29 protein-coding genes and 2 pseudogenes are annotated in these 26,920 nt (G+C 70.5%); 18 read left to right on the top strand and 13 right to left on the bottom strand.

All coding sequences use genetic code 11. From position 1 onward, the window contains the following. Position 1: 1 nt before the first annotated feature. Entirely contained in the window at positions 2-550 is a 549-nt protein-coding gene (locus AB0I38_RS00395; RefSeq protein WP_358460805.1) for a hypothetical protein, read from the top strand. Here the strand turns inward: AB0I38_RS00395 and AB0I38_RS00390 are convergent. Then, positions 527-670: pseudogene (locus AB0I38_RS00390) on the bottom strand (MerR family DNA-binding transcriptional regulator); the annotation flags it as partial. The gene AB0I38_RS00395 and the pseudogene AB0I38_RS00390 overlap by 24 nt on opposite strands. Before the next feature lie 151 nt (positions 671-821). Here AB0I38_RS00390 and AB0I38_RS00385 point away from each other — a divergent pair. Further along, a complete protein-coding gene (locus tag AB0I38_RS00385; protein ID WP_358459458.1) occupies positions 822-1,691 on the top strand; it encodes an ATP-grasp domain-containing protein in 870 nt (289 codons plus the stop codon). A gap of 106 nt (positions 1,692-1,797) precedes the next feature. Here AB0I38_RS00385 and AB0I38_RS00380 read toward each other — a convergent pair whose 3' ends face one another. Continuing rightward, the gene (locus AB0I38_RS00380) at positions 1,798-2,787 is read right to left on the bottom strand and encodes a helix-turn-helix transcriptional regulator (protein WP_358459455.1); all 990 of its coding nucleotides are present in this window, start codon (positions 2,785-2,787) and stop codon (positions 1,798-1,800) included. Between the two features lie 62 nt (positions 2,788-2,849). Here AB0I38_RS00380 and AB0I38_RS00375 point away from each other — a divergent pair, with 62 nt between their 5' ends. Then, positions 2,850-5,165: an excinuclease ABC subunit UvrA gene (locus tag AB0I38_RS00375; protein ID WP_358459452.1), complete on the top strand. Its 2,316-nt coding sequence runs from the start codon at positions 2,850-2,852 to the stop codon at positions 5,163-5,165. Between the two features lie 33 nt (positions 5,166-5,198). On the opposite strand, the gene AB0I38_RS00370 is transcribed toward AB0I38_RS00375, so the two are convergent. Next, positions 5,199-6,356: a DUF5685 family protein gene (locus tag AB0I38_RS00370; protein WP_358459450.1), complete on the bottom strand. Its 1,158-nt coding sequence runs from the start codon at positions 6,354-6,356 to the stop codon at positions 5,199-5,201. 84 nt (positions 6,357-6,440) lie between these two features. On the opposite strand from AB0I38_RS00370, the gene AB0I38_RS00365 reads away from it, so the two are divergent. The 3 genes from AB0I38_RS00365 to AB0I38_RS00355 all read left to right on the top strand — a co-directional run bounded on the left by AB0I38_RS00365 (position 6,441) and on the right by AB0I38_RS00355 (position 8,645). Further along, complete coding sequence (locus tag AB0I38_RS00365; RefSeq protein ID WP_358459447.1) at positions 6,441-6,884, top strand: RrF2 family transcriptional regulator; 444 nt, start codon at positions 6,441-6,443, stop codon at positions 6,882-6,884. A gap of 60 nt (positions 6,885-6,944) precedes the next feature. Next, positions 6,945-8,129 (top strand): globin domain-containing protein, encoded by a 1,185-nt coding sequence (locus AB0I38_RS00360; protein WP_358459444.1) that lies wholly within the window; start codon positions 6,945-6,947, stop codon positions 8,127-8,129. A 78-nt stretch (positions 8,130-8,207) separates the two neighbouring features. Next, positions 8,208-8,645 carry a hemerythrin domain-containing protein gene (locus tag AB0I38_RS00355; RefSeq protein ID WP_358459442.1) on the top strand — a complete coding sequence of 146 codons (438 nt, stop codon included), beginning with the start codon at positions 8,208-8,210 and terminating at the stop codon, positions 8,643-8,645. A gap of 84 nt (positions 8,646-8,729) precedes the next feature. Here AB0I38_RS00355 and AB0I38_RS00350 read toward each other — a convergent pair whose 3' ends face one another. Continuing rightward, positions 8,730-8,954, bottom strand: coding sequence for a hypothetical protein (locus AB0I38_RS00350; RefSeq protein ID WP_358459439.1), 225 nt, complete (start codon positions 8,952-8,954; stop codon positions 8,730-8,732). A gap of 482 nt (positions 8,955-9,436) precedes the next feature. Further along, positions 9,437-9,835: pseudogene (gene tnpA, locus AB0I38_RS00345) on the bottom strand (IS200/IS605 family transposase). 55 nt (positions 9,836-9,890) lie between these two features. Here tnpA and AB0I38_RS00340 point away from each other — a divergent pair. Next, positions 9,891-11,045, top strand: coding sequence for an RNA-guided endonuclease InsQ/TnpB family protein (locus AB0I38_RS00340; RefSeq protein ID WP_358459436.1), 1,155 nt, complete (start codon positions 9,891-9,893; stop codon positions 11,043-11,045). Between the two features lie 91 nt (positions 11,046-11,136). On the opposite strand, the gene AB0I38_RS00335 is transcribed toward AB0I38_RS00340, so the two are convergent. Further along, complete coding sequence (locus AB0I38_RS00335) at positions 11,137-12,024, bottom strand: pyridoxamine 5'-phosphate oxidase family protein (RefSeq protein ID WP_358459433.1); 888 nt, start codon at positions 12,022-12,024, stop codon at positions 11,137-11,139. Positions 12,025-12,070: 46 nt separating this feature from the next. After that, the gene (locus tag AB0I38_RS00330) at positions 12,071-12,523 is read right to left on the bottom strand and encodes a VOC family protein (RefSeq protein WP_358459429.1); all 453 of its coding nucleotides are present in this window, start codon (positions 12,521-12,523) and stop codon (positions 12,071-12,073) included. A 118-nt stretch (positions 12,524-12,641) separates the two neighbouring features. On the opposite strand from AB0I38_RS00330, the gene AB0I38_RS00325 reads away from it, so the two are divergent. Next, positions 12,642-13,235 carry a CGNR zinc finger domain-containing protein gene (locus tag AB0I38_RS00325; protein WP_358459426.1) on the top strand — a complete coding sequence of 198 codons (594 nt, stop codon included), beginning with the start codon at positions 12,642-12,644 and terminating at the stop codon, positions 13,233-13,235. Positions 13,236-13,254: 19 nt separating this feature from the next. Here the strand turns inward: AB0I38_RS00325 and AB0I38_RS00320 are convergent, their stop codons facing one another. Then, a complete protein-coding gene (locus tag AB0I38_RS00320) occupies positions 13,255-14,016 on the bottom strand; it encodes an SDR family oxidoreductase (RefSeq protein WP_358459423.1) in 762 nt (253 codons plus the stop codon). Between the two features lie 105 nt (positions 14,017-14,121). Between AB0I38_RS00320 and sigJ the strand changes: the two genes are divergently transcribed. The 6 genes from sigJ to AB0I38_RS00290 all read left to right on the top strand — a co-directional run bounded on the left by sigJ (position 14,122) and on the right by AB0I38_RS00290 (position 18,950). Continuing rightward, positions 14,122-15,006, top strand: coding sequence for an RNA polymerase sigma factor SigJ (gene sigJ / locus AB0I38_RS00315; RefSeq protein ID WP_358459420.1), 885 nt, complete (start codon positions 14,122-14,124; stop codon positions 15,004-15,006). 54 nt (positions 15,007-15,060) lie between these two features. Beyond that, on the top strand, positions 15,061-15,861 hold the full coding sequence (locus tag AB0I38_RS00310; protein ID WP_358459417.1) for a PAS domain S-box protein: 801 nt from the start codon (positions 15,061-15,063) through the stop codon (positions 15,859-15,861). Further along, positions 15,845-16,312 (top strand): hypothetical protein, encoded by a 468-nt coding sequence (locus AB0I38_RS00305; RefSeq protein WP_358459414.1) that lies wholly within the window; start codon positions 15,845-15,847, stop codon positions 16,310-16,312. Before AB0I38_RS00310 ends, AB0I38_RS00305 begins: the two co-directional genes overlap by 17 nt. A gap of 73 nt (positions 16,313-16,385) precedes the next feature. Continuing rightward, positions 16,386-17,318 carry a MerR family transcriptional regulator gene (locus tag AB0I38_RS00300; protein ID WP_358459411.1) on the top strand — a complete coding sequence of 311 codons (933 nt, stop codon included), beginning with the start codon at positions 16,386-16,388 and terminating at the stop codon, positions 17,316-17,318. 116 nt (positions 17,319-17,434) lie between these two features. Further along, positions 17,435-18,502 (top strand): DUF6745 domain-containing protein, encoded by a 1,068-nt coding sequence (locus AB0I38_RS00295; RefSeq protein WP_358459408.1) that lies wholly within the window; start codon positions 17,435-17,437, stop codon positions 18,500-18,502. Between the two features lie 10 nt (positions 18,503-18,512). Continuing rightward, complete coding sequence (locus tag AB0I38_RS00290; RefSeq protein ID WP_358459405.1) at positions 18,513-18,950, top strand: hypothetical protein; 438 nt, start codon at positions 18,513-18,515, stop codon at positions 18,948-18,950. Between the two features lie 59 nt (positions 18,951-19,009). Here the strand turns inward: AB0I38_RS00290 and AB0I38_RS00285 are convergent, their stop codons facing one another. Beyond that, a complete protein-coding gene (locus AB0I38_RS00285; protein WP_358459402.1) occupies positions 19,010-19,765 on the bottom strand; it encodes a hypothetical protein in 756 nt (251 codons plus the stop codon). 208 nt (positions 19,766-19,973) lie between these two features. Here AB0I38_RS00285 and AB0I38_RS00280 point away from each other — a divergent pair, with 208 nt between their 5' ends. Continuing rightward, positions 19,974-20,951 carry an acyltransferase domain-containing protein gene (locus tag AB0I38_RS00280; protein ID WP_358459399.1) on the top strand — a complete coding sequence of 326 codons (978 nt, stop codon included), beginning with the start codon at positions 19,974-19,976 and terminating at the stop codon, positions 20,949-20,951. Positions 20,952-21,034: 83 nt separating this feature from the next. Continuing rightward, positions 21,035-21,502, top strand: coding sequence for an anthrone oxygenase family protein (locus AB0I38_RS00275; protein ID WP_358459396.1), 468 nt, complete (start codon positions 21,035-21,037; stop codon positions 21,500-21,502). A gap of 18 nt (positions 21,503-21,520) precedes the next feature. Here AB0I38_RS00275 and lpdA read toward each other — a convergent pair whose 3' ends face one another. Further along, positions 21,521-22,900: a dihydrolipoyl dehydrogenase gene (gene lpdA / locus AB0I38_RS00270; protein WP_358459394.1), complete on the bottom strand. Its 1,380-nt coding sequence runs from the start codon at positions 22,898-22,900 to the stop codon at positions 21,521-21,523. Positions 22,901-22,927: 27 nt separating this feature from the next. Further along, positions 22,928-23,341: a DUF488 domain-containing protein gene (locus AB0I38_RS00265; RefSeq protein WP_358459391.1), complete on the bottom strand. Its 414-nt coding sequence runs from the start codon at positions 23,339-23,341 to the stop codon at positions 22,928-22,930. Positions 23,342-23,408: 67 nt separating this feature from the next. On the opposite strand from AB0I38_RS00265, the gene AB0I38_RS00260 reads away from it, so the two are divergent. After that, entirely contained in the window at positions 23,409-24,461 is a 1,053-nt protein-coding gene (locus AB0I38_RS00260; RefSeq protein ID WP_358459388.1) for a quinone-dependent dihydroorotate dehydrogenase, read from the top strand. Between the two features lie 93 nt (positions 24,462-24,554). After that, positions 24,555-25,106: a GNAT family N-acetyltransferase gene (locus tag AB0I38_RS00255; RefSeq protein WP_358459385.1), complete on the top strand. Its 552-nt coding sequence runs from the start codon at positions 24,555-24,557 to the stop codon at positions 25,104-25,106. On the opposite strand, the gene AB0I38_RS00250 is transcribed toward AB0I38_RS00255, so the two are convergent. Both AB0I38_RS00250 and AB0I38_RS00245 read right to left on the bottom strand, forming a co-directional pair. Continuing rightward, on the bottom strand, positions 25,103-26,215 hold the full coding sequence (locus AB0I38_RS00250; protein WP_358459382.1) for a sensor histidine kinase: 1,113 nt from the start codon (positions 26,213-26,215) through the stop codon (positions 25,103-25,105). The two genes, AB0I38_RS00255 and AB0I38_RS00250, sit on opposite strands and share 4 nt — an antisense overlap. Positions 26,216-26,226: 11 nt before the next feature. Next, on the bottom strand, positions 26,227-26,880 hold the full coding sequence (locus AB0I38_RS00245; RefSeq protein WP_358459379.1) for a response regulator transcription factor: 654 nt from the start codon (positions 26,878-26,880) through the stop codon (positions 26,227-26,229). Positions 26,881-26,920 lie beyond the last annotated feature (40 nt).

Raw genomic sequence — 26,920 nt, 5'->3', positions numbered from 1 at the left:
CGTGGTGGTCTGCGCGCGGGTGGGGCAGGCTCGCGATCATCGCAGCCGCCATCTCGTCCGGAAGGTAGGCAGCGAGGTCGGCGGCGAGCGTGGTGACGCGGGGGTCGCCGGGGCCGGCGTCGGCGAGCTCGTCCAACCGGGCGTAGAGGGCGTGCCCCCGCGCGACCGCGTCGGGTTCGGTGAGCGGGCGGAACAGTTCGATGAACTCGGCCCGGTCGGCCGGGTCGGCCACGGTGTCCAGCAGAGCCAGCAACTCGCGGTCGATCGCCGCGGACTTCGAGCCCTCGGCGGTGAGATCGCGCAGCACCGCCGCCATGTCGGACGACACCGTCGAGTCGGGATGCAAGTCCGCCTCCGCCAGCAACGCGGCCAGCCGGTTCCGTTTGACGCCGATCGCCTGCTGCTGCCGGGCCAGGTCGGCGTCCAGTTCCAGGAGCATGTCCCGCAGCTCCCGGCCCTGGTCGTCGGCCAGGGCGTCGCGGATCTCGTCCAGCGACAGGCCCAGCTCGGCCAGCCGGCGTACGCGGGCGAGAGTCACCGCGTCCCGTAACCGGTACTCCCGGTAGCCGTTGGCCAGGCGTTCGGGCTCGGGGAGGAGTTTCAGGTGGTGGTAGTGGCGTACGGTCCGGATGGACACCCCGACCAGCGCGGCAAGCTCGCCGATCCTCATGCCCCTCATTGGACACGTTGACGCTACGTCAAGGTCAAGCCGGCTGCCCGGCTGCGCTCCGGCAGGCTGGCCGGGGGACGCCGCGTTCGTACCGGTCGCAAGATCTTTATATGGATGGCAGGCCGGGTGGCGGGGCTTCTAGTTTGTGTTCATGGTGGTGGGATTCCTGTTCTGTGCCGATCCGCTGCGGCCGCGCAAGGTCGATGGGCATTTCGAGGGCGAGGCGCGAGCCGTCCGGGAGCTCGGCGGCCAGGTCGCGCTGGTCGACCATGACGCGCTCACTCTGGGACGGGTCGCGGACGCGGTGGCACGGGTGCCGCAGGGGTTCGGGCCGGTGTGGTATCGCGGCTGGATGCTGGACGTCGAGGCGTACCACGCGCTGGAGGAGGCGCTCGGGCGGCGTGGTTGCCGGCTGCTGACCGGTTGGCGTGCGTATCGGTCGGGTCATGAGCTTCCCGGGTGGATCGACTGCTTCCGCGAGCTGACCCCGGAGACGGTCGTCGTGCCGATGACGCCGGGGGAGGCGCCGCCCGGCCCGCGGGAACTGGCCCGGGCGGTCACCGGCCTGGGCGAGGGCGGCTTCGTGGTGAAGGACTACGTCAAGTCGCGCAAGCGGGAGTGGCTGGAGGCCTGCTACGCCCCTGACCTGGCCGCGCTGCCCCGGGTGGCGGCGCGGTTCGTGGAGTTGCAGGGCGAGTACCTGGCGGGCGGGCTCGTCATCCGCCGCTTCGAACTTTTCTCGGGCTCCGAGACCCGGATCTGGTGGGTAGACGGGGAGCCGGTCGTCGCCGGCCCGCATCCCGACACCCCCGGCGAGGCAGTTGAGGCCCCCTCGGACCTGGGGCACGTACGGAGTGCGGTTCGCGAGCTGGGCGCTCGGTTCGTGACGACGGACCTGGTACGGCGGGCCGACGGCGCGTGGCGGGTGATCGAGGTCGGCGATGGCCAGGTCAGCGACTGGCCCCGCGGCGCCGAACCAGCCGACCTCCTCCCTCACCTGCTGGCGGCCGATCCGAAATGATCCGGTTGCCCGCGGGCCAGGCTGGTTCACGGCCGATACAGGGGCCATCCGTCACAGCGGTGCTCCCCGCGGCGTGCAGGTCCCGGCTGATCATCTGTGATGGCCTCTATGAAGTCAGGTCACCGTTCGGATTCGCAGGCGGACCGCCGGCGGTGAGCAGGCGACGGGCGAAGGCGGCACAGGCGTCGCGGAAATCCGAGGGCTCGATGATGGAGAAGTCGGCGTCCAGGAAGGCGAGGTGGAGGATGAGCCACTCCCAGGAGTCGAGCCAGACGGTGACCCGGGTCTCCTGCTCGTCGACGCGCTGGATCTGCGCGTCCTGATATTTCAACGCGTCGGCGACCTCGTGCGGCTTCGCCTGCACGACGAACTGGACGCGACGACGGTCGGCGTTCAGGCCCTGCCGGAGGTACGACAGGGCCGTGTCGGCCGGCAACCTGCGGGCGGAGTGACGGACGCCGGTGCGTACGAGGTCGGTGACACGGTCGAGGCGGAACACCCGCCAGTCGGATCTGTCCAGGTCCCAGCCCAGGAGGTACCAGCGCAGATGCAGGTGGACCTGCCGGTGCGGCTCCACCCGTCGCCGGCTCGACCTCTTGTGCTGGTCCGTGTAGTCGAACGACACGACCTCCCGGCCGGTGATCGCCTCGGCCAGGCCGGCCAGGACCTCCGTGTTCACGCCGGGTGCGCGTTGCCGGCCGGTCTCCAGGCTGGCGCGCAACGCGGTCGCGCGTGGACGTAGCCGCGCCGGGAGGAACTGGTCGAGTTTGCCGTAGGCACGGGTGGCCGCGTCGTCGAGAGTCCCGTCCTCGTCCGAGCCCGCGGAGGCGAGAGTGGCGAGACCGAGCAGCGCCGCGATCGCCTCGTCGTCGTCGAGGACGAGCGGAGGCATCGTCCGGCCCGCCACGAGCCGGTAGTAGCCACCGGGCCCCGGTTGTGTCTCAACGGGATAGCCGTAGCCCCGGAGTCGTTCGACGTCACGGCGGACGGTCCGCGGGCTCACCGCCAGCCGGGAGGCCAACTCTTCCCCGCTGAACGGCCGGCCCGTCTGCAGGGTCGACAGCAGGGCCAGCATGCGTTCGGTCACATCGGCCATGACCCCATCATGGGCGCAATTGCGGTCAGAATCCGGCCACATCTGGTCCTACCGTCGGGAGCATGCGCAACATCTCCATCAAGGGCGCCCGTACGAACAACCTCCGCCACGTGGACGTGGAGGTCCCACGCAACCACCTCGTCGTCTTCGCCGGCCTGTCGGGGGCGGGCAAGTCGTCGCTGGTCTTCGACACGATCGCGGCGGAGGCCGGTTACCAGCTCAACGACACCTTTCCGCCGTTCACCCGGAATCGGCTGCCGAAGTGGACCCGTCCCGACGTGGAGCACATCAGCGGGCTCTCACCGGTGGTGGTGATCGACCAGCGGCGCATCGGCGGCAACGCGCGCTCCACGCTCGGCACGATCACCGATACCTGGACCTACCTGCGGCTGTTGTACTCGCGACTCAGCGAGCCCCACGTGGGGGAGTCGAACCACTTCTCGTTCAACGACCCGGCTGGGATGTGCCCGAGGTGCTCGGGACTCGGCGAGATCGTCGCCTCCGCCGTCGAGCGCTTCCTCGACCTGGACAAGTCACTCCAGCAGGGCGCGATTCGGCTGCCCGGTTTCGGTGACGGGGGCTACTGGTACGCCAAGTACGCCGACATCGGGTCCTTCACCCCGGACACGCCACTGCGGGAGTGGAGCCAGGCCGAGCGGAACGCGCTGCTCTACGGCGGCGAGGCGGCGGCCGGGTTGGGGCACCGGCCGCCCAAGGACTACGAGGGGGTCGTCGAGCGATTCGAGCGGATCTACCTGCACACCTCGGACAACACCTCCGAGCGCAAGCAGGAGACGATCCGCCGGTTCACCCGGTCCGAGGTCTGCCCGGACTGCGGTGGGGACCGGCTCAACGAGCGGTCCCGCTCCGCGACCGTTCTGGGACACACGCTCGGCGAGCTGTCCCACCTGGAGGTCGCCGAGCTCGCCGAACTCATCCGGGGCATCGACGCGCCGCACGTCGCCCCCGTCGTGTCCGCGCTGGTCTCCAGGCTGGACGCCATGGACGCCATCGGGCTGGGCTACCTCACCCTGGCGCGCGCGACCACGACACTGTCGGGCGGCGAGTCCCAGCGCGTCAAGATCGTGAAACATCTCGGCTCCAGCCTCACTGAGATGATCTACGTGTTCGACGAGCCCACGGTCGGGCTGCATCCCACCGACGTCGAGTCCGTGACGAGACTGCTCGGACGACTGCGCGACAGCGGCAACAGCGTCCTCGTCGTCGAGCACGACCCCGCCGTGATGGCGGTCGCCGACCAGATCATCGAAATCGGTTCCGGCGCCGGGGCCGATGGAGGCAGGCTCGTCTTCCAGGGCGGCTTCGAGGAGCTCCGGCGCGCCGACACGCACACCGGTCGCGCGCTCTCCCAGCCCCGGCCTGCCAGACGCACTCCGCGTACGGCAAAGGCGACGATCACGATCACCGACGCGACGCGTAACAACCTGCGGCATGTCACCACCGGCATTCCCGTCGGCGTGATGACCGCCCTCACCGGCGTCGCCGGCTCCGGGAAGTCCAGCCTCGCCGCCGAGCTGGTCGAGCAGCACGAGGTCACCGTCATCGACCAGCGGCCGGTCAGCACCAACCGCCGGTCCACGCCCGTCACCTACACCGGCGTCGCACCGGCGATCCGCAAGCTGTTCGCCCGGCACAGCGGGGTGCCCGCCGCGTTGTTCAGCGCCAACTCGGCAGGGGCCTGCCCCGAGTGCGGCGGCCTCGGGATCGTGCACACCGACCTGGCCTTCATGGACGGTCAGGAGGCCGTGTGCGAGGTCTGCCAGGGGCGGCGCTTCGTTCCCGAGGTGCTCGCCCACACCGTCGACGGGCTGTCCATCGCCGACGTCGAGGCTCTCTCCGTCGACCAGGCCAGGGACCGGCTGCCCGACGACCACATCGTCAAGGCCCTGCGGCACCTGTCAGAGGTCGGTCTCGGCTATCTCCGGCTGGGCCAGGCGCTCACCACGCTCTCGGGAGGGGAGTGCCAGCGCGTCAAGATCGCCAAGGAGTTGCGCGACACCGAACGGCCCACCGCCTACCTGCTCGACGAGCCCACGACGGGCCTGCATCCCAGCGACATCGACACCCTGCTCCACGTGCTGGACGCGCTGGTCGAGCAGGGCCACACCGTGGTGGTGATCGAGCACGACCTGGACGTCGTCCGCCACGCCGACTGGTTGATCGACCTGGGGCCGGGGCCCGGCAGGCACGGCGGGACCGTCCTCTACGAGGGCCCCGTCGCGGGCTACCCGCGGGACGCCGGCACGCCGACGGCACGAGCCCTCGCGGCCCACGATCGGGCGGGCCGGAGTTGGGCCGAGGCGGTTCGGGGCACATCAGCGCCCTGGAGCCCCGGGCGTAGGCCGTCCGTTCACTGAGCGTGCGTGGGGGCTGACCTGTCTCCGCTGCGATCAGCCGCAGTCGCAGCCACAGCCGTCGCAGCCGCAGCCGTCCTCGCCGGGGCAGCACGAGCCGCAGTTGCCGCAGCAGTCGCAGCCGGAGCAGTCGCAACGCTGGCAGAAGGAGTTCTCATGTTCCTCGTCCCAGGCGGGCCGATACAGGCCGCACGTGCAGCAGGTCAGCGCGGCGCAGGCCAGCGACAGCAGCCCGCCGGGGTCCCGCTTCGGTGGCCGTCCATCCGGCGGCGCGCCGGGATCAGGTCCAGGCGCGTGTCCGGGCGGGTGGCCGGCGCCGTGCGTCCCGGCGGTGGCGAAGGCTCGGGAGACGGCCCTGCCGGTCTCCCGTACCAGCAGGGCCCGCGTCAGTCCGGGACGCGGCAGGTCCAGCTCGGCCACGGCGGCGCGCAGATCGGCGTGCGCGGCGTCGCAGTGACGGCGCGCCTGGTCCAGGTCAGTGCCGGTGGCGGCCAGCGGGTTGTACGCCCCGGACGCACGGTCGTCGGCCAGGTCCTCCACCGCGTCGATCAGGTGTGCCAGCCTCCCGAACCCGCGCCCGGCCGCTTCCAGGGCCTCCAGGTTGTGCGGCCTTCCCGTGAGCACCGCGGTATGCGCGAACGCGGCGGCCACGGCGTCCTCGGTGGGCCTCGTCAACTCCGGTAACCCGGGCGTCGCGGCGCTCCCCGAGGCCGCCCGGCCGCGTTCCAGAAGGGCCTGGCGACGGGCCGCCCCTGTCAGAGGGCTGGGATCGAACCCCAGCGTGCCGGCCGTGACAGTGCCGGCCGAGGACCAGCGGCGCGCCAGGCGGGTGGCGCCGGCGGCCACCGGGCGGCGAGCGTAGACGCCATCGCCGTCCGCCACGTGATCGCGCATCTTTCCGGCGGCCAGGAGCAGCGACACCGAGCCTGCCAGCCGTACCCCTTCGGCCTCGACCACGTCGGCGCCCTTGAAGCCGCGCAGCGCGCACGCGCCCGCCCGGCGGCGTGGCGCGGACGCAGGGGACTGGGCCTCGGTGAGGACGGACACGAGCAGGCCGTCGTAGTTGGTGACCAGGCGGGACAACTGTCCGTGTTCGTCGCGGAGCGCCAGACAGAGCCCGCACAGGTGGCCCATCCAGTCCGCGTAGAGCCCCTCGCGCATGACATGCCGACACGGGCGGACAATGCCGAACATGCGTCCCCTTATGTGCGTATTGCGGAGCCAACCGTAGCATCGGGCCGGTAGGAGCATGGTGGTGCGAGCGCCTACCTTGGGGGCATGCGCCTGACCGCCTTCACCGACATCTCGCTGCGGATCGTGATGCGCCTGGCCGTGGTGCGCGGTGACGAGCTGCTGACCACGCGGGCGGTCGCCGACGCGCTCGCGGTGCCGTACACACATGCCGCCAAGGCGGTGGCGCGGTTGAGCGAGCTGGGGCTGGTGGAGGCCAGGCGGGGGCGCGGCGGTGGGCTGCAGCTGACCGCGGAGGGGCGTGGCGTCACGGTGGGCTCGCTCGTGCGGCGCCTGGAGGGCGAGCACGAGGTGGTGGGGTGCGAGGACGCGCTGATGCCGTGCCCGTTGCGGGCGGCCTGCCGCCTGCGCGGCGCGCTGCGCCAGGCGCAGGAGGCCTTCTACGCCTCGCTTGACAGGCTCACGGTCGCCGAGCTGGTGGCCGAGCCGACCGGGCCGGTGCTGCTCACGCTGACCGCCCCTCCCGGGTGAGGGACCGGCCACCGGCCCACTTAATATGCATTCCAGATGCCAATTATCTGGAGGTTCCCCATGCTGTCCGCGGAAAGCGCCGCGATCATCAGGGCCACCATTCCCGCCGTGGGCGCGTCGCTCGACACGATCACCACGCGGTTCTACGAGACGATGTTCGGCGACCGTCCCGAACTGCTCGACGGGCTGTTCAACCGCGGCAACCAGCGCAGCGGCGAGCAGCGCAGGGCGCTGGCCGGGTCCATCGCCTCGTTCGCCGGGGCACTTCTGGCCAACCCGAACGAGCGTCCCGACGCCCTGCTCGCCCGCATCGCGCACAAGCACGCCGCCGTCGGCATCACCGACGACCAGTACGTGATCGTGCACAAGTACCTCTTCGCCGCCATCGTCGAGGTGCTGGGCGAGGCCGTCACGCCGGAGGTCGCCGCGGCCTGGGACGAGGTCTACTGGCTGATGGCCGGCGCCCTGATCGCGATGGAGGCCCGCATCTACGCCCACGCCGGCGCGCATGAGGGTCGCACCTGGCGGCCGTGGCGGGTCGCCGAGCGCCGCGAGGAGACCGCCGACGTCATGTCGCTCCTGCTCGCGCCCATCGGCGACGAGCCCGTCCCGCCCGCGCTCCCCGGTCAGTACGTCAGCGTCCAGGTGCTGATGCCCGACGGAGTGCGCCAGCTGCGGCAGTACACGCTGTCCGGATACGGCGCCAACGGGCTGCGGCGGATCACCGTCAAGCGGGTGCGTGGCGAGGGCGCACCCGAGGGCGAGGTGTCCAACCTGCTGCACGCCACCGTCAAGGAGGGCGACGAGCTGATCCTGTCGGCTGCGTTCGGGGACGTGACGCTCGCCGGAGGCGAGGCGCCGCTGGTGTTCGCCTCGGCCGGCATCGGCTGCACCCCCATCACCGCGATGCTCCAGCACCTGGCCGACACCGGCAGCACCCGCCGCGTGCTGCTGCTGCACGCCGACCGGTCCGCGTCCGACCACGCGCTGCGCGACGACATGGAGTCGCTGACGGCCGCGCTGCCCGGCGGCGAGAAGATCTTCTGGTACGAGGACGGCGACCGTGGCGAGGACGGCCGGATGGACCTGACCGACGTCGAGATCCCCGCCAGCGCGGTCGTCTACCTGTGCGGTCCGTTGCCGTTCATGCGGGACGCGCGGGCCCAGCTCATCGGGGCAGGAGTGGCGCCGCGGGACATCCACTACGAGGTGTTCGGCCCTGACCTGTGGCTTCCGGCCTCCTGAACCGGGACCAACGACCCTACTGGCCCCGATCCGGCGGCTGGCACCCTGCAAGAGGCAGGACGACGGATCGAGGCCAGGATGTGCAACTACTGCGGGTGCCGGGACTTCCCACTGATCGGCAGGCTCTCCGAGGAGCATGTGCGGATCAGTGAGCTGGCCGGCGCGCTGCGCCGGGCCATCAGGGCGACCCGGTACGACGAGGCCCTCCCGTTGCTCGACCCGCTGCTGGCCGAGCTGCTCCCGCACACCGCCGACGAGGAGCGCGGCCTGTTCGCCGAATTGCGCGCGGAGGGGTCGCTGGCCGACGAGGTCGAACGGCTGTGCGGCGAGCACACCGACATCCACGGCGTGCTCACGGGGATCGACCGCGCGTCGCCGGACTGGCCGCGAGTGCTGGGAGCGCTGGAGTTGCTGCAGCGGCACATCGACAAGGAGGAGCACGGACTGTTCCCCGCGGCGGTCATCATGCTCCCCATCCCCGCCTGGGAGCGCATCACCACCGAGCCCGCCCGGTGACCGGGGGTGACAGCTGACCTACCGGCGCGACAACGTGGGCTCCGGCGCTCGCGCATCGCCAGACGGCAACGCCGGCATCCATGCCTACTTGAGCAGACGCTCACCCAGTCGTGTCAGGTCGGCCCCTGTGAGCTGGGCGAGAGGACGTTCGAGGACTTCCCTCGTGGCGGGGGTGCTCACCTCCCACTCCTCCAGGAGGCAGGCCAGCTCAACGATGTGCTCGACGTCCAGACCACCGTCGCGCAACGCCGTGTAGATCCGGTCTCTCAACTCGTCGACGACCTGCGCGGCTTGCTCTTCGTCGTGCACACCGCAGTCTCGCCCTACTCCGTGGATCCGGGCAAGTCACCGAGGAAGGGCCGAGGCGGCCTCCTCATCGGCGCCATCAGGATGGCGCCTGAGCGGAGGCCGCCTCGACTCGCGACAACCGGGGCTGGTCTACCAACCACCCCAGTCGTCCCAGTTATCCCAGTTATCCCAGTTGTTCCAGTGGCCCCAGCCACCGCCCCACCAGCGCCTACGGTGGCAGAAGCGACGGCGACGCCAGCGACGGCCGCAGCCGCCCCACGTCCTTGTCATGATGCCTCCCCCATTGGCTTCTTCCTCAATTCGGACGCTAACACCCAGATCGGGATAAATCACGAGGTGTGGTTGAGGTTTCAACGAGGCTTGACCGGCATTTTCAGCGTGATCTGGCGTGGAACCCCGGGCGTTCACGCCTGGGAGGAAACGACAGCGCGGGAGGGCTGTCAGGGGCCGGGCGGTGTGGTGACGGGTGGCCGTCGAGTGGCTCAGCCCGGGCGTTTGTGGTTGTCGATGTACTCTTGATGATCGATAGTGGTGCGCCGCCGCAGGAGGCGGCGAAGTACGACGGCGACCAGAAATGCCCGCCCCACAGGTACTTACGGATGTCTGCCGGATACTCCTTGCGCAGAAGCCGGGCGGACACGCCCTTGATGCTGTTCGCCAGCGCCGAGAGGGCGACTTTGGGCAGGTGGTGCACGAGCAGGGTGCACGTGATCTTCCTCGCCGTTGAACTCGGCCGGCTCCGCCCCGAAACTGTCGCATACCTCGATCATGATGTCTTCGCGGCGAGGCGGAATCTCGTCGGTGAACACACCTGCCGACACTTTCGGGGTGAAGGCCATATGTGCGTGAAGCGCGCGGACGACGCTTCGGCCTCTTCTCATGCCGGGGTTCGGTTTTCCGATCCGGCGGCGTGGGCTTGGCGATAATGTGTTCGAGATGAAGCTGGTGGTGCAGGTCAAGCTGCTGCCGACACCTGAACAGGCGGCGGCGCTCGAGGCGACGTTGCGCGCGGCCAACGACGCGGCCACCTGGGTGGCGGCGCTCGCCCACGACCGGCGGGTGTTTCGCAACTACGATCTGCGCAAGCACGCCTACGGGCAGGTCAAGGACAGGTACGGGCTGGCGGCTCAGGCCGCGCAGCATGTCATCAAGAAGGTCGCCGACGCCTACGCCACCCTGCACGCCAACCTGCGCAACGGCCATCTGGGCAGGCCCGGCTCCGCCCGGCGTGAACGGGTCCAGGCCAGGCCGATCGTCTTTCGCCCCGGCGCGGCCCAGCCGTTCGACGACCGCTGCCTGTCCTGGCAGCTGAACGCCCGCACGGTGTCGATCTGGACCACATGCGGCCGGATGAAGGGCGTGGCGTTCACCGCCTCGCCCGATCAGCTCACCATGCTGGCCGCTCACCGCAAAGGCGAATCCGACCTCGTCCACCGCGATGGCATGTGGTTCCTCATCGCCACCTGCGACCTGCCGGACGTGCCGGTGCGCGCGCCGGACGGATTCACCGGGGTGGATCTGGGGATCGCCAACATCGCCACCACCGCCACCGGCACCGGCGATGGTGTCCGCCACAGCGGCAAGACCCTGAACGCGGTCCGCCACCGCCACCGGGAGCTGCGCCGCCGCCTGCAGACCAAGCAGACCAAGTCCGCGAAACGGCTGCTGAAGAAACGCCGCCGCCAGGAAGCGCGTTTCGCCGCCGACCTCAACCACACCATCGCCAAGCGCATCGTGACCGAGGCTGCACGCACCGGGCGAGGCATCGCCCTGGAAGATCTCCAGGGCATCCGCGACCGGGTACGGCTCCGCAACCCCCAGCGGGTCACGCTGCATTCATGGTCGTTTCACCAGCTCGGCCACTTCATCGCCTACAAGGCGGCCCGCGCCGGTGTCGCCCTGGTCTGGGTGGACCCGGCCTACACCTCGCAAGCCTGCTCGGCCTGCGGGCACGTGGACAAGGACAACCGGCCCGGCCAGGCCCGCTTCGCCTGTACGTCGTGCGGCTTCGCTGAGCACGCCGACGTCAACGCAGCTCGTAACATCGCCGCACGCGGTGTCACCAGCTGGGCAGTGAGTCACGCTGCCTGACGCGGACCAGACCGTCGAAACCACCGACGGCGAGGAACTGCAAGCTCAGCCCTTCAGGGCTGAGAAGCTGACTACGACAGACGCTCGCCCCTCAGGCGGGATTGAAGCGGAAGTACTGACCGAACGACCAGCGCGGCGAGAGGCCGCCGGTGATCTGGACCACCTGCTCGATGTCGAAGTCGATGAGCCGGTGCGCACCGGGCACCGCCGCCGCCCGGTCCGGGTCCCAGTCGATGCGGGCGCGGCCGGTCAGGTGCAGGGTGTGACCGCCCTCCCAGTCGAGAAAGAGCAGGCCGCAGCGCGGGTCGAGGGCGAGGTTGCCCAAGGTCATGTACATGGAGTTGCCGGTGTAGTCGGGCCAGGTCAGCCGCCGGTCGCCGGTCAGGGTGACGAACCCGGGGTTGCCGCCGCGGTGCGAGGCGTCGGAGCCCAGGCCGGCGGCGTGGGTGGCGACGAAGAACGTGTCGGCCGCGGTGATCCACCGCCGTTGGGCGGGGGTCGGCTCGCGGGTGACGCGCGCCGTCCTGCTCGCCGCCTGGACCTCGGTCTCGGTCACCGTACGGGTCTGGATGTACTTCGGGCAGTTGGAGTACACCTGCTCGGTGCGTACCGTGAGCCGGCCGCCGTCCTCGCGGGCTCGGCCGTTGACCCGCATCCTCTTGCGACTGGCCGGCTCGATGGCGAGCATGCCGATGTCCTGTTCGGTGGCGAACCGCCCGGCGAGCGGGTCGCCGTCGCCGGGCAGCCGGTCGGCGACGACGGTGCGGTCGTCGGGCGTGGTGACGAACCCGGGCGGGCCGGTGAGCGCGCCGGCCCAGACCGCCCCGCTGTCGTCGGCGGCCGCGATCACCAGCAGGTGCTGCCGGCTGAGGAACTCGGCGGCCACCGGTGGGATGACGGCGCCCACAGTGGCCGATCCCCGGCCGTCGGCGGTGAGGCCGGCGCGGTGCCGTACCGCGCGTTCGCCCGCGTGGAACATCGGGGACTCCTTGTGGCTCGTGGGGCCGGGTCAGGTGCGTGGGTGGTTAGAAGAAGCCGCAGGTCGGCGCGCCCTGCGTGGGGGCCGGTGCGGTGCCCGCTCCGGCCGGGGTGAAGATCTCCAGGCGAATACCGTCCGGGTCGGTGAAGAACACTCCGCCGGAGCTCGCGCCTTCGGCGTGCGGGACGATCCCGTCATAGACCAGCTCGGCGCCGAGCTCGCGCAGGGTGGTCTCGGCGCGGCGGACCGCGTCGATGTCGGCCACCTGGAACGACAGGTGGTGAAGCCCCGGCAGGCCGGTGGCGAACGTGCCGTCGCTCTGCTGCCACAGCGTGATCAGCAGGGCGCCTTCGCGGCCGAGCAGGGCGAACCTGCGGTCACCGTCGGTCTGCGCGCCGATGACCTCCAGGCCGAAGACCTGACAGTAGAAGGCGGTCGAGCGGGCGAGGTCGGTCACGTTCAACCCGACGTGGCCGGTCTGCAGAGTGGGCGTGCTCATGTGGCGACTCCAGGAGCTCATGGGAGAGACGTCAGCCATTTCTAATGGCTAGCGGAGGGATGTGACGCTAGAATGCCCTATGGCTCTAACGGAGTCAACATGCCGATACCATGAGAAAATGGATGTGGCCAATCTCGCCGACGGTGGTGCCCCGGTCCTGGGTGAGCCGTTGCCGCTCGAGTTCGGCAACACCGTCTACGCGGTGCGCGGCCGTCCCCGCGACGGTCTGGAGACCGCCGAGCACCTCGCCGCCTGGCTCCGAGACGTGCGCGCACGCCTCGCGGTCACCCTCTCGGACGCCGACCTGCGCGGCGTGACCGACGGCGACCTGATCTCCGGCCGGGAGCTTCGCGACGCCATCCGGCTACTGGCGGACGCCGCCGTGGCCGGGCAGGACGCCGACCCCGACGCGGTCGCGACGCTCAACCGCCACGCGCGACAGGCTCCGCGATGGCCCCAACTGCGCATCGCCCCTGAGCCGCACGTGACGGTGGGCACCGCGGGCCGGCCGGTCGCGGCCGTCCTCGCCGCGCTCGCCGAGGACGCGATCCGCCTCTTCGGCGGGCCACTACGCCACGAGATCCACGCCTGTCACGGCCCCGGCTGTGTGCTGTACTTCGTCCGCGACTCGTCGCGACGCGAGTGGTGCTCGCCCGGCTGCGGCAACCGCGCGCGGGCGGCCCGCCACTACGCCAAGGTACGCAAGCCCTGAGCCCCGGCCGGCCGGTGGGTCAGCGCAGCCGTTCGGCCAGGAAGTCCTCCCAGCTGCGCTTGCCCACGGTGGCCCCTTCGAGGGTCAGGTTGGCGCCGGCCCGGTAGACGCGGCCCACCTTGCCCGGCATCCGGACTGGCATCATCGGCCTGCGCCGGCCGCGCGCCCGCAGGTATCCGCGGATCAGTTCGGCCATGCCGTACACCCTGGGGCCGGCCAGGTCGGGCACCAGGCCGGCCGGTGTGCCGAGCGTCAGCTCCACCAGTCGTTCGGCCACCTCCCGCGCGTCGACCGGCTGGAAACGGAGCCCGCCCGGGACCGGGATCACCGGCAGCTTCGCCATGCCCTGCGCCACCTTCAGCACCAGGTCGTGGAACTGGGCGGCACGCAGCGTGGTCCACGGCAGCCCGGAGTCGGCCACGGCCCGCTCCGCGCCCAGCTTGGACGTGAAGTAGCCCAGCGGGACCCGGTCCGCCCCGATCACCGAGATGTGCACCAGATGCCGCACCCCGGCGCGCGACGCGGCCCGGACCAGGGCGCGGGCCGCCTCGTCGTCGCCCTTGGGGCCGCCCGCGAGGTGCAGGACGGTCTCGACTCCGTCCACCGCGGGCTCGATCCCCTCGTCCTTGAGCAGGTCACCGGTTACGTACTCGATGCCGTCGCCGGGCGCGTGACCACGCCGGCTGAGCACCCGCACGTCGTGACCGGCGTTCTGTAGGAGCGGGACGACAAGGCGGCCGAGCGTGCCCGTGCCGCCGGTGATCAGAATGGGTGACGTCATCGCTTCTCCAAGGTCGTTCCGTACGGAGCGCCGGGCTTCCGGTCACATCCACCGGATTCCGCGGGTCTACTGTTACGACCCGCGGCGAGGAAGGAACGTGACACGGTGGACGAGCGCGACTGGCTGACCGAACGTTTCGAGGAGCATCGGCCGCAACTGCGAGCGGTGGCCTACCGGATGCTCGGCTCGGTGAGCGAGGCCGACGACGCCGTGCAGGACGCCTGGCTGCGGCTCGCCCGCGCCGACACCGGCGGCGTGGAGAACCTCGGCGCGTGGCTGACCACGGTGGTCGCGCGCGTGTGCCTGAACGTGCTGCGTTCGCGCGAGCAGCGGCGCGAGGAACCTCTCGAAGCACGCCTGCCCGACCCGATCATCAGCGTCGAGGACGGGGCCGACCCCGAGCGAGAGGCGCTGCTGGCCGACTCGGTCGGGTTGGCGCTGCTGGTGGTGCTGGAGACGTTGTCGCCGGCCGAGCGGCTGGCTTTCGTGCTGCACGACATGTTCGCCGTGCCGTTCGAGGAGATCGCCCCGATGATCGAGCGGTCGCCGGCCGCGGCCAGGCAACTGGCGAGCCGCGCCCGCCGCCGGGTGCGGGGGCAGGCGCCGGCGCCCGACCCCGATCTCACCCGTCAGCGCGACGTCGTCAACGCCTTCTTCGCCGCCGCGCGCGACGGGGACTTCGACGCGCTCGTCGCCGTGCTCGACCCCGGCGTCGTGCTCCGGTCCGACGGAGGCGCGGGGCGCGCCCGCCACACCGTCACGATCCGCGGCGCACGGGCCGTGGCCGAACAGGCGGTCACCTTCGGCCGGTTCTCCCCGTTCGTCCGGCCGGCGCTGGTCAACGGGGCCGCCGGGGTCGTGGTCGCCGCGGGCGGACGCCCGCTGTCGGTCATGGGCTTCGTCGTCACGGACGGCAGGATCGTGGAGATCGACGTGATCGCGGACCCGGAGCGCCTCCACCGGCTCGCTCTCCCCGGGCTCGACGACTGACGACGAGGGGCTGAAACCCATCTAAAGTTAACTGCATGCACTAGTTTGGCAACTGTGAGTAATGGAGACGTTGCCGGACCACCCCTGGTCCATCGCACCGCCGCTCGGGTGCTGCGGCGCATCGGACGGCGGGGAGCCTCGCTGGCGTTCGTCGGCCTGCTGGGTCTGGTCATCGCCGCGTCTCTGGAGTTCGTGCCGGTCGAGCAGCTCGGCACTCCCGGCTACGCCACGCTGGCCTCTGTCGCTCCGCTGAAGGTCTGGGCGGTGGTCTGGGGCCTCACCGGCGCGCTGTGCCTGGTGCAGATGTTCATGCGTTCCGACCGGGTGGCCTTCGCCGTCGCCACCGCCCTCCTCCTGCTGTACGGCCTGATCTATCTGATCTCGACGTTCACCGGCGACAATCCGCGAGGCTGGGTCGGCGGCGCCGTGTGGCTCGCCTTCGGCGGCTGGATCGCGCTGATCGCCACCTGGCCCGAGGCCGTCGTGGTCGATCGGCTGCCGGGCGACGCGACCGACGCGGCGGTGGTCATCGTCGCCGACGCCGCCGGAATCATCCGGTCGTGGAACCCTGAGGCCGCGACCATGTTCGGCTGGACCACCGAAGAGGCGGTCGGGCGGCCGTTGACGATCCTGATGCCGTCCCGTTTCCGCGAACAGCACGCCGCCGCTCTGTCCCGCGTGTGCTCCGTCGGCCGCTCCGACCTGGCCGGGCGCGTCATCCCGGTGGCGGGCCTGCACCGCGACGGCACGGAGTTCGCGATGACCCTCACGGTCAACGCCTGGCACAGCGACGACGGCATCACCTACACAGGAGTCATCCGACCAGCAGGAGGTCGCAGTGTCCGGGCTGAGTGACATCATCGTCCAGCTCGCCATCGCCATCGTCCCGCTGGGCGTGGCCTACCTCGCGTTCCGCTCCGCGACCGACGCCAACAAGAAGACGCAGCAGACCGCGCTGCAGCAGGCCGAGCGCCAGGCCGAGTTAGAGCGTTCCAAGGTCGACGCCGAAGCCTTCACCCGCGCGAAGACGATCTACGAAGCCGCGCTCACCCAGATGGAGCAGCAGGTGGCCCGCGTGCAGAGTCAGGCCGCACAGTTCAGCACCGACCTGATCGCCGAACAGACCACCGCCACCGCGATGGGCGACCAGATCCGCCGGCTCCAGGCGCAGATCCGCGCCCTGGAACGCACTGTGGCCGCGTTACGGGCCCAGCTCGTCGCCGCGGGGCTCTCCCCGTCGCCCGCCTCCGAGCCGACCGGGCCGTTCCCGATCAGGCGCTCGTCCCGCGCCCGGTCGCCGGAGTGACGCGCGGCGTACGCGCTCCGGTCCCGGCCAGGGGAGTTGCGGCTCCCGTAAGGGGAGGCGCGAAGGTGGGGGCATGCACGGCGACACGCTCTACTCGATCGGTGATCTGGCCCGGCGGACCGGGCTGACGGTCAAGGCCATCAGGTTCTACTCCGACAGCGGGATCGTGCCGCCGACCGACCGTGGCCCGGCCGGTCACCGCCTCTACGGCGGCGACGCCGTCGCCCGCCTGGACCTCGTACGAACGCTGCGCGACCTGGGAGTGGGCCTGCCCGCGATCCGCAGGGTCCTGAACCGGGAGATCTCGCTTCCCGAGGTCGCCGCCGCGCACGCCGACGCCCTGGCGGTGCAGATCCGCACCCTGCGTCAGCGGCGCGCGGTGCTGACGGCGGTGGCCAGACGCGGCGCAGACTCTGAGGAGACGGATCTCATGCACAAGCTGGCGAGGCTTTCGGAGGACGAACGACGGCGGCTGATCGGCGAATTCCTCGACGCCGTTTTCGGCGGCCTGGAGGACGGCGCCGGATTCGCCGGGATCAGCCGCTCGATGACCCCCGAGCTGCCCGACGATCCCGAGACCGAGCAGGTCGAGGCGTGGGTGGAGCTCGCCGAGCTCTCCCAGGACCCGGACTTCCGCGCCAGTGTCCGGCACCTCGCTGAGCACCATGCGGCCGAGCGGGCCCAGGGCGACACCCGGATGCTGCGCCGTGACTCCGCGGCGATGGTCCGTGACCACGTCGCCCCGGCGCTCGCGGCCGGCATCGACCCCGTCTCACGCCGGGCCGATCCGGTCGTCGCGGCGGTCACCGCCGAGTACGCGCGCGTCTTCGGCTGCCCCGACGACGCCGGCCTGCGCCGCAACCTGCTGGCCCGATTGGAGAGCGCGAACGACCCGCGCAGAGAGGTGTATCTGCGGCTGCTGGCGGTGGTCAACGGCTGGCCGGCGCCGGAAAGCCTGACGCCGGTGCTGGACTGGTTCATCCGGGCGTTGCGGGCCCGGGAGTAGGTGGGCCCACTCGTTGACGGGCGCCGGACCGGTGGACAGACGCTCGGGTGATCTGTCACTATTTTTCGTATGATCATCGGAAAGGACGACGCCACCCTCATATGGTGAGCGTTCTCGTGCAGCGGGAAGCTGCCGAAATTCGCGAAGAATGGCTGGGCCGGGCGTTGTCGACGCTGCCCGCCGACCGTCCGGCCGCAGAGGCCGCCATCTCCGAGCTTTACCTCCTGATCGGCCTCGCTCCGCCACGGTTCCACTGGGTCTCGTCACCGGTCATGGCCCTGGCGACCATGCCTCCGGGTGTGCGCCCGCGGCCCGCCGAGACCATCGAGCGTGTGTCCGAATGGCCGGTGCCGGCCAAGCTCGCGTTCCTGATGAGGAAGCTGTGCCACGAACTCGACGTCCAGGTCAAGTGGGTCCAGCAGCCGCTGGATCAGCTGATCCGGGAGCAGGTTCGCCACTCGCTCTCACGATCCATTGACAGCTCGCTCACCATGCCGCTCCGGGCGGCGCACAACGCCCCGCACCAGAGGGGCACCTGGTACGGAGTGCAGTGCGCCTCCTGGATAGCCCACTACGACGCCCTGCGCAGGGCGGCCGGCGTGGTCTTCACCCCCGAGCAGACCCGGCGGCTCGATCTCTGGGCGGCGGTGACCGGGATATGCGGCTGGTGGTGGCCCCGCGAAGACGTGTGCGTCATCTCCGAGCGGCCCGTCGCCTTGCGCACGGAGGTGTGGGGAGATGACGGCGAGGTACGCCCGTACTGTGCGGACGGCCCCGCGGTGCGTTACTCGGACGGGTGGGATGTCCACGTCTGGCACGGGACCCGGGTGCCCGCCTGGGTGATCACGGATCCCAGTGTCGAGCGGATCGCGCGGGAGGCCAACGTCGAGGTCAGGCGGTGCGCGATCGAGCGCATCGGCTGGGAGGCCTACATCGACGGGGCCGGGCTCCGGCTGGTCGCCACCGCGCCCGACCCCGGCAATCCCGGCTCCGAACTATGGCTCTTCGACATGCGCGCGGAGACGAGGGTGCTCCTGACCGTCAACGGGTCCGTCGAACGCGACGGGCATCGCCGGAAGTACGGGCTGACCGTGCCGGGTTTCCTCGACGATCCCGTCGAGGCCGCCGGTTGGACCTACGGGCTGTCCGCCGCGCAGTACTCCCTGCTCCTCCGACGAACCTGAGGTGAATTCCATGACTGTGACTCTCGCTTCGCTCTCCCAGCAGACCGGACTCGCCGTGCTCGACCACCTCGAACGGTCGGTCCGCATCCCCGTCGTCGACGGGCTCCAGGCCCAGGGCGACCTCATCGTCATCCCGTACGCCGTCGTCGCGTCGTCGGTGACGTTCTGGCCGGACCGCGGCTGGACGGACGTGCCCCCGGAAGGGGTCGAACTGCTCCGCGGAGCGGCCGGGGGCAATCCGCACACGCTCGTCGCCGACCCGGGCACCTGCCGGTGGACGACTCGCGTGATGGACTCCGAATGGCTAGCGATCGGGGTCTTCGAGACCTCGGCCCCGGCCTACCTGCTGCATCCCGAGCACGGTGCCACGGGCTGCGCGCCGGGGACGTACGTCGTCCGGCGGCAGCGCGAGCGCGACGGGCAGCGGGCGCGCGTCGTCGCGGACTGATTCAGTCGCCCGCTGGTTCGCCGGCAGCGTGCCGCGATCACACCAGCGGGCTCTGATTCCTAGTTGTACTTGTACAGCCTGGTGGCCACCTGGTGGTCGTCGTCGAACACCGAGGCGCGGTACATGCTGATGGCGAGGTCACCGTGTTCGGCCTTCCCGCAGGTGTTGACCCCGGCCAGCTGGTGGATCTCGTAGCGGGCCGTCGGGTCGCCGCCGACGAAGTATTCGGCCCGCGCCTGGTGCTCGTCGGCGCCCGTGTCACACGCGAAGACGAACGTGTTCTTCTCGGCGAAGCAGGTGCTGGCGGCGCCTCTCGTCGACACGCAGATCGCGGACCTGGCCCGGGCGCCGGCCGGGGTGACGCGTGTATCTCTTTTCACTGGATATTTGGTGACGTCGCGGACTGTCTTCCATCGGCTGACCTTGACCCGTCTGTCGCCTTTGTACAGTGCCGCTCTGAACGTGATGGTTTTGCCGATTTCGCGGCTTCCGCGAATCTCGCCTTCGCGGGCGAGATTGTGAATGACGTACTTCGTGCCCAGGTAGCCGTTCAGGTAGTACTCGACCGCGGGATGGAGCCGGTCGTTCCTCGTGTCCTCGATCGAGACGCCCGGCCGGCTGCTCTCGTCGTCTCCCACGCAGGCCGCCGCGCCCTTGACCCGTACGCATTCGGGCTCGTCGGCGCGGGTCTCGCCGGTCTCGGCGGGCGTCGCGACCGTGGCGGGCGCCGCCGCCGGCGCCTCGCCCTCGGGACGGGCCGCACCGCTCGCCGCGGCTCCCTCGACGCCGAAGGCCATGGCGGCGAGTACGGCCACTACCAAGGATCTGCCTAATGTCACTTTGGCCTCACCAGGATCAGGAGTCACGAAGTTTGCGTGAGTGTGACGTACAGAGCCCTTTATATGGTTCCGAATGCGGACCAATGGACCTTTCCGGGCGCCTTTCCTCTGTGTCGGTGATGCGCGGTTTAAGCACCCGTCAACCTCCGGTAAACCTAGAAGGTCGAACGAAAAGGGGGCCCGAGTGGCGAACGCGCTTGACCTGCTCCGCTCCGACCCGCGGACCGCGGGCTGGCTGGCCGGCGTGGAAGCCGGCGACTCCCCGGAGGTCGAGATCGTCCTGCCGGACCCCAGCACCCTGCTCGACCTGGCCGTGCCGCACGAGGACGTCAACGAGCTCGTCGCGCTGGCCGGCGAGCTGCGGGCCGACCCGGAGCTGTGGTGGCTGCTGCGACGCTGCGTCCACCGGATGACGGCCGCCATCGGGACGATCGGCGACGCCTTCGACCTGCCCTACCTGCCGGCGGGGCTGGGCCCGATCGGCCGCTACTTCCCGGCCTACGTGTTCGCCGCCACGCTTCCTTACGTTCGGGCCTACCACCGCGAGAGGGGAGTGCCGGCCGACGTGTCGCGGCACACCCTGGCCGACCTCGGCCGCAACCTCGCCCTGCACCGCAGGCGGCACGGCACCGGCGGCGTGCTGCAGCCCTTCTGGATCAAGCTGCACTTCCGCGGCGAGCTCTACCAGCTGGGACGCCTGCAGTTCCAGCGCGGGACGCTGGGCGGGCGCACCGGGCAAGCGGTCGCCGCGGCCCTGCCGCTCGGTCCCGGAGACCCCGCCCTGCAGCTGCACATCCCCGACTTCTACGGCCCGCTGACCCGGGCCGCCTGCGACGACTCGCTGGCCCGCGCCCGCGAGTTCTTCCCGCGCCACTTCCCCGAGGAGAAGTACGCCGTAGCCACCTGCCACTCCTGGTTGCTCGATCCGCAGCTGCGCGATCACCTGCCGGAGAGCTCCAACATCGTCGGCTTCCAGCGCCGCTTCCGCCCCGGTCACCCGGCCGAGCACCCCAACGACAGCGGGCCGATCGAGTTCGTCTTCGGCGATCCCGACCTGAAGCTGGACGCGTTGTCCCCACGCACCACGCTGGAGCGCGCGATCGTCGATCACCTGCGGGACGGCGGCCACTGGTACGGCGGCAACGGGTGGTTCCCACTCTGAACCGTCCCACTCTGAACCGTCCCGCTCTGAACCGTCCCGCTTAACAAGGTGTGCGAATCCGCTCGAAGCGGGATCATGTGGGCATGCTGTCCATCTTCGCCGCGGTCCTGGCCGCCCTCGCCCTGCTGCTGAACGGCGTCATGGCGGGCATCTTCTACGCGTTCTCCAACTCCGTCCTGCCGGGGCTCGACGCCGTCGACCCCGCGCAGGCGGCCACCGTTATGCGCAGCATCAACCGGAAGATCCTCAACCCGGGATTTCTGCCGGTCTTCACGCTCTCGCCGCTCGCCTCCGCGGGCGCCGGCCTGCTCCTGCTGCTCGACGGCCAGACCACCGCCGCGACCTGGTTCTTCGCGGCGGGAGTGGTCTACGCGCTGGGCGCGTTCCTGCCGACGGCCGCGCTCAACGTGCCGATGAACAACGCCCTGGACGCCGACCGGCTGGACTGGGCGGCGTACTCGCCGCGCTGGACCCGCTGGAACACGGTCCGCGCCGTCGCGAGCGTCGCCGCCCTGCTGCTGATCGGTGCGGGGCTGTACGTATGGCGGTGATCGGTACGGTTTCGCCGATCACATGTTGATCATGTGGCCGGACAGGCCGTGGATCGCCTCCTTGACCGCCTCGCCGAGGGTCGGGTGGGCGTGCACGTTGCGGGCGACCTCGTGGACGGTGAGGTCCCACTGCTGGGCCAGCGTCAGCTCGGGCAGCAGCTCGGTCACCTCGGGGCCGATCAGGTGGGCGCCGAGCAGCTCGCCGTACTTGTCATCACTGATGATCTTGACGAAGCCGGTGGTGTCGCCCAGGCCGTGGGCCTTGCCGTTCGCCGTGAACGGGAACTTGGCCACCTTCACGTCATAGCCCAGGTCGCGGGCCTGCGCCTCGGTGTAGCCGAAGCTGGCCACCTGCGGCTGGCAGTAGGTGGCCCGCGGGATCATCACGTAGTCGAGCTCCATCGTCTCGGCGTCGCCGATGGTCTCGGCCGCGATGATGCCCATCGCCTCGGCCGCGTGGGCCAGCATGAGCTTGGCGGTGACGTCGCCGATGGCGAAGATGTGCGGCACGTTGGTCCGGCAGCGGCCGTCGATCGCGATCGCGCCCCGGTCGGTCACGGCCACGCCGGTCTTCTCCAGCCCGTAGCCGTCGATCCGCGGCGCGAAGCCGATCGCCTGCAGCACCTTGTCGGCCTCGAGCACCTGCTGCTGCCCGTCGCGGCTGACGGTCACCTTGACGGAGGAGCCGGTGTCGGTGATGTCCTCCACGCGGGTCGAGGTCAGCACCTCGATGCCGAGCCGCTTGTAGCGCTTGGCCAGCTCGGCCGACACCTCCTCGTCCTCCAGCGGCACCAGCCGGTCGAGGAACTCCACGATCGTCACCTTGACGCCGTAGTTGCGCAGCACGTACGCGAACTCCACGCCGATCGCGCCGGCGCCCGCGATGATGATGCTGGCCGGCAACTGCTCGGAGAGGATCTGCTCCTCGTACGTCACCACCCGCTCCGACAGGCTGGTGCCCGGGATCAACCTGGTGGTGGCGCCCGTGGCGATGATGCAGTGGTCGAAGGTGACGGTCTCGTCGTTGACCTGGATCGTGTTGGCGTCCAGGAACGTGCCACGGCCGTCGTACTCGGTGATGGCGTTCTTCTTCATCAGGTAGTGGACGCCCTTGACCCGGCCGTCGGCCACCTTGCGGCTGCGCGTGTAGGCGGCGCCGTAGTCGAAGGTCACCTCGCCGCTGATGCCGAACGTCTTGGCCTCGTTGTGGAAGATGTGGGCCAGCTCGGCGTTGCGCAGCAGCGCCTTGGACGGGATGCACCCCACGTTCAGGCAGACGCCACCCCAGTATTTCTCCTCGATGACCGCTGCGCGCAGCCCGAGCTGGGCGGCGCGGACCGCGGCCGTATATCCTCCTGGACCCGCGCCGAGAACGACGACGTCATAGTGAGAGCTCATGAGTCGGACCATACCGCCCGCCCGGCGCTACCCCTGACCGCCGCCCTCGTCCTGATGTCCTGCCCCCTTTCGTGCTCCGGCCGACGATCCGGCGAGCAGCTTCCGGACGTGGTCGCACAGCACGCGGGCCTCGTTGTGCTCGGTGTCCTTGGCCGCGTAGAGCAGCGTCACCGGGCCGCGCCTGGCCGCCTCCAGCAGGGGCCGCAGGGCCTCGGGATGCTGGTCGAGCTGGGCCCGGTAGCGGGAGGCGAACTCCTGGAAACGCTCGGGGCGGTGGCCGAACCACTGGCGCAGCTCGGTCGCGGGCGCGAGGTCCTTCAGCCAGCCGTCCAGGTGCAGGTCGGCCTTGCGAACGCCGCGCGGCCAGAGCCGGTCGACCAGGAACACCGTCCCCTCGGCGGGTTCGTGGTCATAGACGCGTTGGATTCTCACAGGTCCCATACAGGTCGCGTACCCGGGCGGGCCGCGATCATCGCGCACCACGCCGGGTTGGTAGCCTGACCTCCTGATGTATCGCCTCGTATTCACGCAGGTCTTGCGACGTTTCGACGCCGAGGCCGTGCACCACCTGACCGTCCGGACCCTCGCGGTCCTCTCGACGCTGCCGCTGGTCAAGCGCCTGCTGCACCGGCGGCTCGCGCCGCGTGACCCGGCCCTTCGGATCAGCGCGTTCGGCGTGCACTTCCCCGGGCCGCTGGGCCTGGCCGCCGGCTTCGACAAGGACGCCGCCTGCGCCGAGGGCATCGCCGCGCTCGGCTTCGGCCATGTCGAGGTCGGCACCATCACCGCCCACGGCCAGCCCGGCAACCCCCGGCCTCGGCTGTTCAGGCTGGTGCGGGAGCGGGCCGTCATCAACCGGATGGGCTTCAACAACGAGGGGGCCGTCGCCGCCGCCCGCCGCCTGCGCCGCCCGCGCGGGCTGCCGGTCGTGGTGGGGGTCAACATCGGCAAGACCAAGGTCGTGCCGGAGGCGCGGGCCGCGGCCGACTACGTGGAGAGCGCCAAGGAGCTGGCGCCGCTGGCCGACTATCTCGTGGTCAACGTCAGCTCGCCCAACACGCCCGGGCTGCGCGACCTGCAGGCAGTGGAGCTGCTCCGGCCGCTGCTGAGCGCGGTCAAGGAGGTCGCCGACGGCACCGCCCGCCGCACCCCGCTCCTGGTGAAGATCGCCCCCGACCTGGCCGACGACGACGTGGACGCGGTGGCCGACCTGGCGCTGGAGCTGGGCCTCGACGGCATCATCGCGACCAACACCACGATCAGGCACGGCGGCGAGACCGGCGGCCTGTCGGGGCGGCCGCTCAAGGAGCGCTCGCTGGAGGTGTTGCGCCGGCTGCGGGCCCGCGTCGGCGACCGGCTCACCCTCGTCTCCGTGGGCGGCGTGGAGGACGTCGACGACGTGTGGGAGCGGCTGCTCGCCGGTGCCACGCTCGTGCAGGGCTACACCGGCTGGATCTACGGCGGTCCGCTGTGGGCCTCGCGCATCCACCGGCAGCTGTCACGCCGCGTACGCCGCCACCGCCTGACCTCCATCACCGAGATCATCGGCCGCACCGCCTGAGACGGCACCGCCTGAGACGGCACCGCCTGAGACGGCACCGCCTGAAACCGGTGGTGCGGTGCGGAGGTGTGGCGCGGGTCCTAGGGTGGGACGGTGAACTTCCCACTGGTTGACGGCGTCGTCCTGCGTCCGCTCGCGGTCGACGACGCGGAGGCCCTCGCCGAGGCGTACACCCGCAACCGTGAGCACCTGCGCCGCTGGGACCCTGACCGTCCCGACGACTTCTTCACCCCGGAGGGTCAGGCCGCCCGGGTGCAGGACCAACTGGAGCAACGAAGCACCGGACGCCTGGTGCCGTACGTGCTCGCCGACGGCGACACCGTCGTCGGCTGCCTCAACCTGAACGACATCGTCCTCGGCGCCTACCGCAACGCCCACCTGGGCTACTGGGTCGACGCCCGGTACAACGGCCGCGGTCTCGCGACCGCGGCCACGCTGGCGGCCTGCCGGGTGGCCGACGAGCACCTGCGCCTGCACCGGGTTCAGGCGGTCACCCTGCTGGACAACGTGGCCTCCCAGCGAGTGCTGGACAAGGCGGGGTTCGAGCCCATCGGCGTCGCCCCGCGCTACCTGCACATCGACGGCTCGTGGCAGGACCACCGGCTCTTCCAGCGCATCCTCAACGAGCGCCCACCCGGGAGCTAGCCGGCGGGGAGGCCGGCTCGGGCTCTGGGCAGCGTGACGGTCACGCTCAGGCCGCCCTCCGGACGAGGCGTGGCGACGGCCGTACCTCCATGTGCCCGGGCGATCGCCCGGACGATCGACAGCCCCAGCCCGGCGCCGGAAGCCGAACCGACGCGATCGCGTTCGAGCCTGCTGAAGGGCTCGAAGAGCCGCGCGACCTGCGCGGCCGCCACCGCCGGCCCGGTGTTCTCGACGGTGAGAGCGACATGGTCGCCCAGCGTGGCGGTGCGGACCTCGATCAGGCCGCGCTCGTCGTTGTACTTGGTCGCGTTGTCCACGAGATTGGCGATCATCCGCTCCAGCAGGACCGGGTCGCCGACCGTGGGAGCGGACTCCAGATCGGGACGGTCGGCCAGGTCGCGCAGATCCACCGGCTCCCGCGTGGTCAGCTCCCGCTCGCTCTGGGTCAGCAGGAGCAGCCCCTCGATCAGGCGCTCCTGCCTGCCGTTCGCGGCGAGCAGTTCGTCACGGACGGGGCGGAGCGGCCGGGGGAGGGCGTCATCGGCGAGGGAGACCTGGAGCAGCGCCCTGCTGATCGCCAGGGGTGTCCTGAGTTCGTGCGAGACGTTGGCCACGAACCGCCGCTGGCCGTCGAAAGCCCGGTCGAGCCGTTCCAGCATGGAGTCGAAGGTGTCGGCCAGCTCCTTGATCTCGTCGTGCGGCCCGCCGAGCGAGATCCTGCGGTGCAGCGTCTCTCCCGACAGTTTCCTGGCGGTCTCGGTGACGGTGAGCAGCGGAGTCATCGCCCGCCGGGCGATGAACCAGCCGGCCGCCAGACCGGCGAGCCCCACGATGGCGGTCGCCAGCAGGGACCAACTCAGCAGCCAGCTCATCACCTGCTCCCGATAACGCCCGATCTGGTCGTTGACCGACGACACCATGATCGCTCTGCCGGATCCCGGTGGCGGGGTCGGCGCCTCGGTCCCGGCCGGCCGTACGAAGGCTCCCTCGGCGAGGACCTGCTGGTTGAGGATCTGGTTGACCACGACGTAGTTGATCGCCACCAGGATGCCGGCGGCGAGGAAGAAGAGACTCCCGTAGGTGAGGGTCAGCCGCCAGCGGACCGGCATCCGCCGGCCGGTCAGATGCGGTAACCCGCGCCGGGCACGGTCTCGATCACCGGCGGCTGGCCGAGCTTCTTCCGCAGGGTCATCACCGTCATCCGCACCGAGTTCGTGAAGTAGTTGATGTTCTCGTCCCATGCCTTCTCCAGCAGCCCCTCAGCGCTCACCACGGTGCCCTCGGCCCGCATGAGTATCTCCAGCACGGCGAACTCCTTGGGGCTGAGCGCCACATATCGCGCATCCCTGAAGACCTGGCGGCGGCCGGGATCCAGGCTCAGTCCGGCGCGTACCAGCACGGGCGGCACCGCCCGCGGTGTACGGCGGGCGAGTGCGCGCAGGCGGGCCACGAGTTCGGGGAAGTCGAAGGGTTTGGTCAGGTAGTCGTCGGCGCCGAGGCCCAGCCCCTCGACCTTGGAGCGCAGATCGCTCGCCGCCGTCAGCATGATGATCCGCGACGGGATCCGCTCCGCGGCCAGCGTGCGGCACACGTCGTCGCCCTGGATGGACGGTAGATCCCGGTCCAGGACGATCACGTCGTAGTCGTTGGTCATGGCCCGCTCGACGGCGGCGGAGCCGTCATGGACGACGTCCACCGCCATCGCCTCCTTCCGGAGGCCCGTCGCCACGACCTCGGCGAGGACGCGTTCGTCCTCGGCAATGAGCACCCGCATGCGGGAAATGATCCACGACGAACCGTAAGAGGTGGGTTAA

The organism is Nonomuraea cavernae (genome assembly GCF_040655715.1).
Taxonomy (GTDB): Bacteria; Actinomycetota; Actinomycetes; order Streptosporangiales; family Streptosporangiaceae; genus Nonomuraea; species Nonomuraea cavernae_A.
This window is presented reverse-complemented; position numbering and strand designations above follow the sequence as displayed.

Excerpts from the sequence above, each read along its gene's own strand:
- AB0I38_RS00385 (WP_358459458.1), top strand. The coding sequence starts at position 822 with ATGGTGGTGGGATTCCTGTTCTGTGCCGATCCGCTGCGGCCGCGCAAG.
- AB0I38_RS00380 (WP_358459455.1), bottom strand. The coding sequence starts at position 2,787 with ATGGCCGATGTGACCGAACGCATGCTGGCCCTGCTGTCGACCCTGCAG.
- AB0I38_RS00375 (WP_358459452.1), top strand. The coding sequence starts at position 2,850 with ATGCGCAACATCTCCATCAAGGGCGCCCGTACGAACAACCTCCGCCAC.
- AB0I38_RS00370 (WP_358459450.1), bottom strand. The coding sequence starts at position 6,356 with ATGTTCGGCATTGTCCGCCCGTGTCGGCATGTCATGCGCGAGGGGCTC.
- AB0I38_RS00365 (WP_358459447.1), top strand. The coding sequence starts at position 6,441 with ATGCGCCTGACCGCCTTCACCGACATCTCGCTGCGGATCGTGATGCGC.
- AB0I38_RS00360 (WP_358459444.1), top strand. The coding sequence starts at position 6,945 with ATGCTGTCCGCGGAAAGCGCCGCGATCATCAGGGCCACCATTCCCGCC.
- AB0I38_RS00355 (WP_358459442.1), top strand. The coding sequence starts at position 8,208 with ATGTGCAACTACTGCGGGTGCCGGGACTTCCCACTGATCGGCAGGCTC.
- AB0I38_RS00340 (WP_358459436.1), top strand. The coding sequence starts at position 9,891 with ATGAAGCTGGTGGTGCAGGTCAAGCTGCTGCCGACACCTGAACAGGCG.
- AB0I38_RS00335 (WP_358459433.1), bottom strand. The coding sequence starts at position 12,024 with ATGTTCCACGCGGGCGAACGCGCGGTACGGCACCGCGCCGGCCTCACC.
- AB0I38_RS00330 (WP_358459429.1), bottom strand. The coding sequence starts at position 12,523 with ATGAGCACGCCCACTCTGCAGACCGGCCACGTCGGGTTGAACGTGACC.
- AB0I38_RS00325 (WP_358459426.1), top strand. The coding sequence starts at position 12,642 with ATGGATGTGGCCAATCTCGCCGACGGTGGTGCCCCGGTCCTGGGTGAG.
- AB0I38_RS00320 (WP_358459423.1), bottom strand. The coding sequence starts at position 14,016 with ATGACGTCACCCATTCTGATCACCGGCGGCACGGGCACGCTCGGCCGC.
- AB0I38_RS00300 (WP_358459411.1), top strand. The coding sequence starts at position 16,386 with ATGCACGGCGACACGCTCTACTCGATCGGTGATCTGGCCCGGCGGACC.
- AB0I38_RS00290 (WP_358459405.1), top strand. The coding sequence starts at position 18,513 with ATGACTGTGACTCTCGCTTCGCTCTCCCAGCAGACCGGACTCGCCGTG.
- AB0I38_RS00275 (WP_358459396.1), top strand. The coding sequence starts at position 21,035 with ATGCTGTCCATCTTCGCCGCGGTCCTGGCCGCCCTCGCCCTGCTGCTG.
- lpdA (WP_358459394.1), bottom strand. The coding sequence starts at position 22,900 with ATGAGCTCTCACTATGACGTCGTCGTTCTCGGCGCGGGTCCAGGAGGA.
- AB0I38_RS00265 (WP_358459391.1), bottom strand. The coding sequence starts at position 23,341 with ATGGGACCTGTGAGAATCCAACGCGTCTATGACCACGAACCCGCCGAG.
- AB0I38_RS00260 (WP_358459388.1), top strand. The coding sequence starts at position 23,409 with ATGTATCGCCTCGTATTCACGCAGGTCTTGCGACGTTTCGACGCCGAG.
- AB0I38_RS00250 (WP_358459382.1), bottom strand. The coding sequence starts at position 26,215 with ATGCCGGTCCGCTGGCGGCTGACCCTCACCTACGGGAGTCTCTTCTTC.
- AB0I38_RS00245 (WP_358459379.1), bottom strand. The coding sequence starts at position 26,880 with ATGCGGGTGCTCATTGCCGAGGACGAACGCGTCCTCGCCGAGGTCGTG.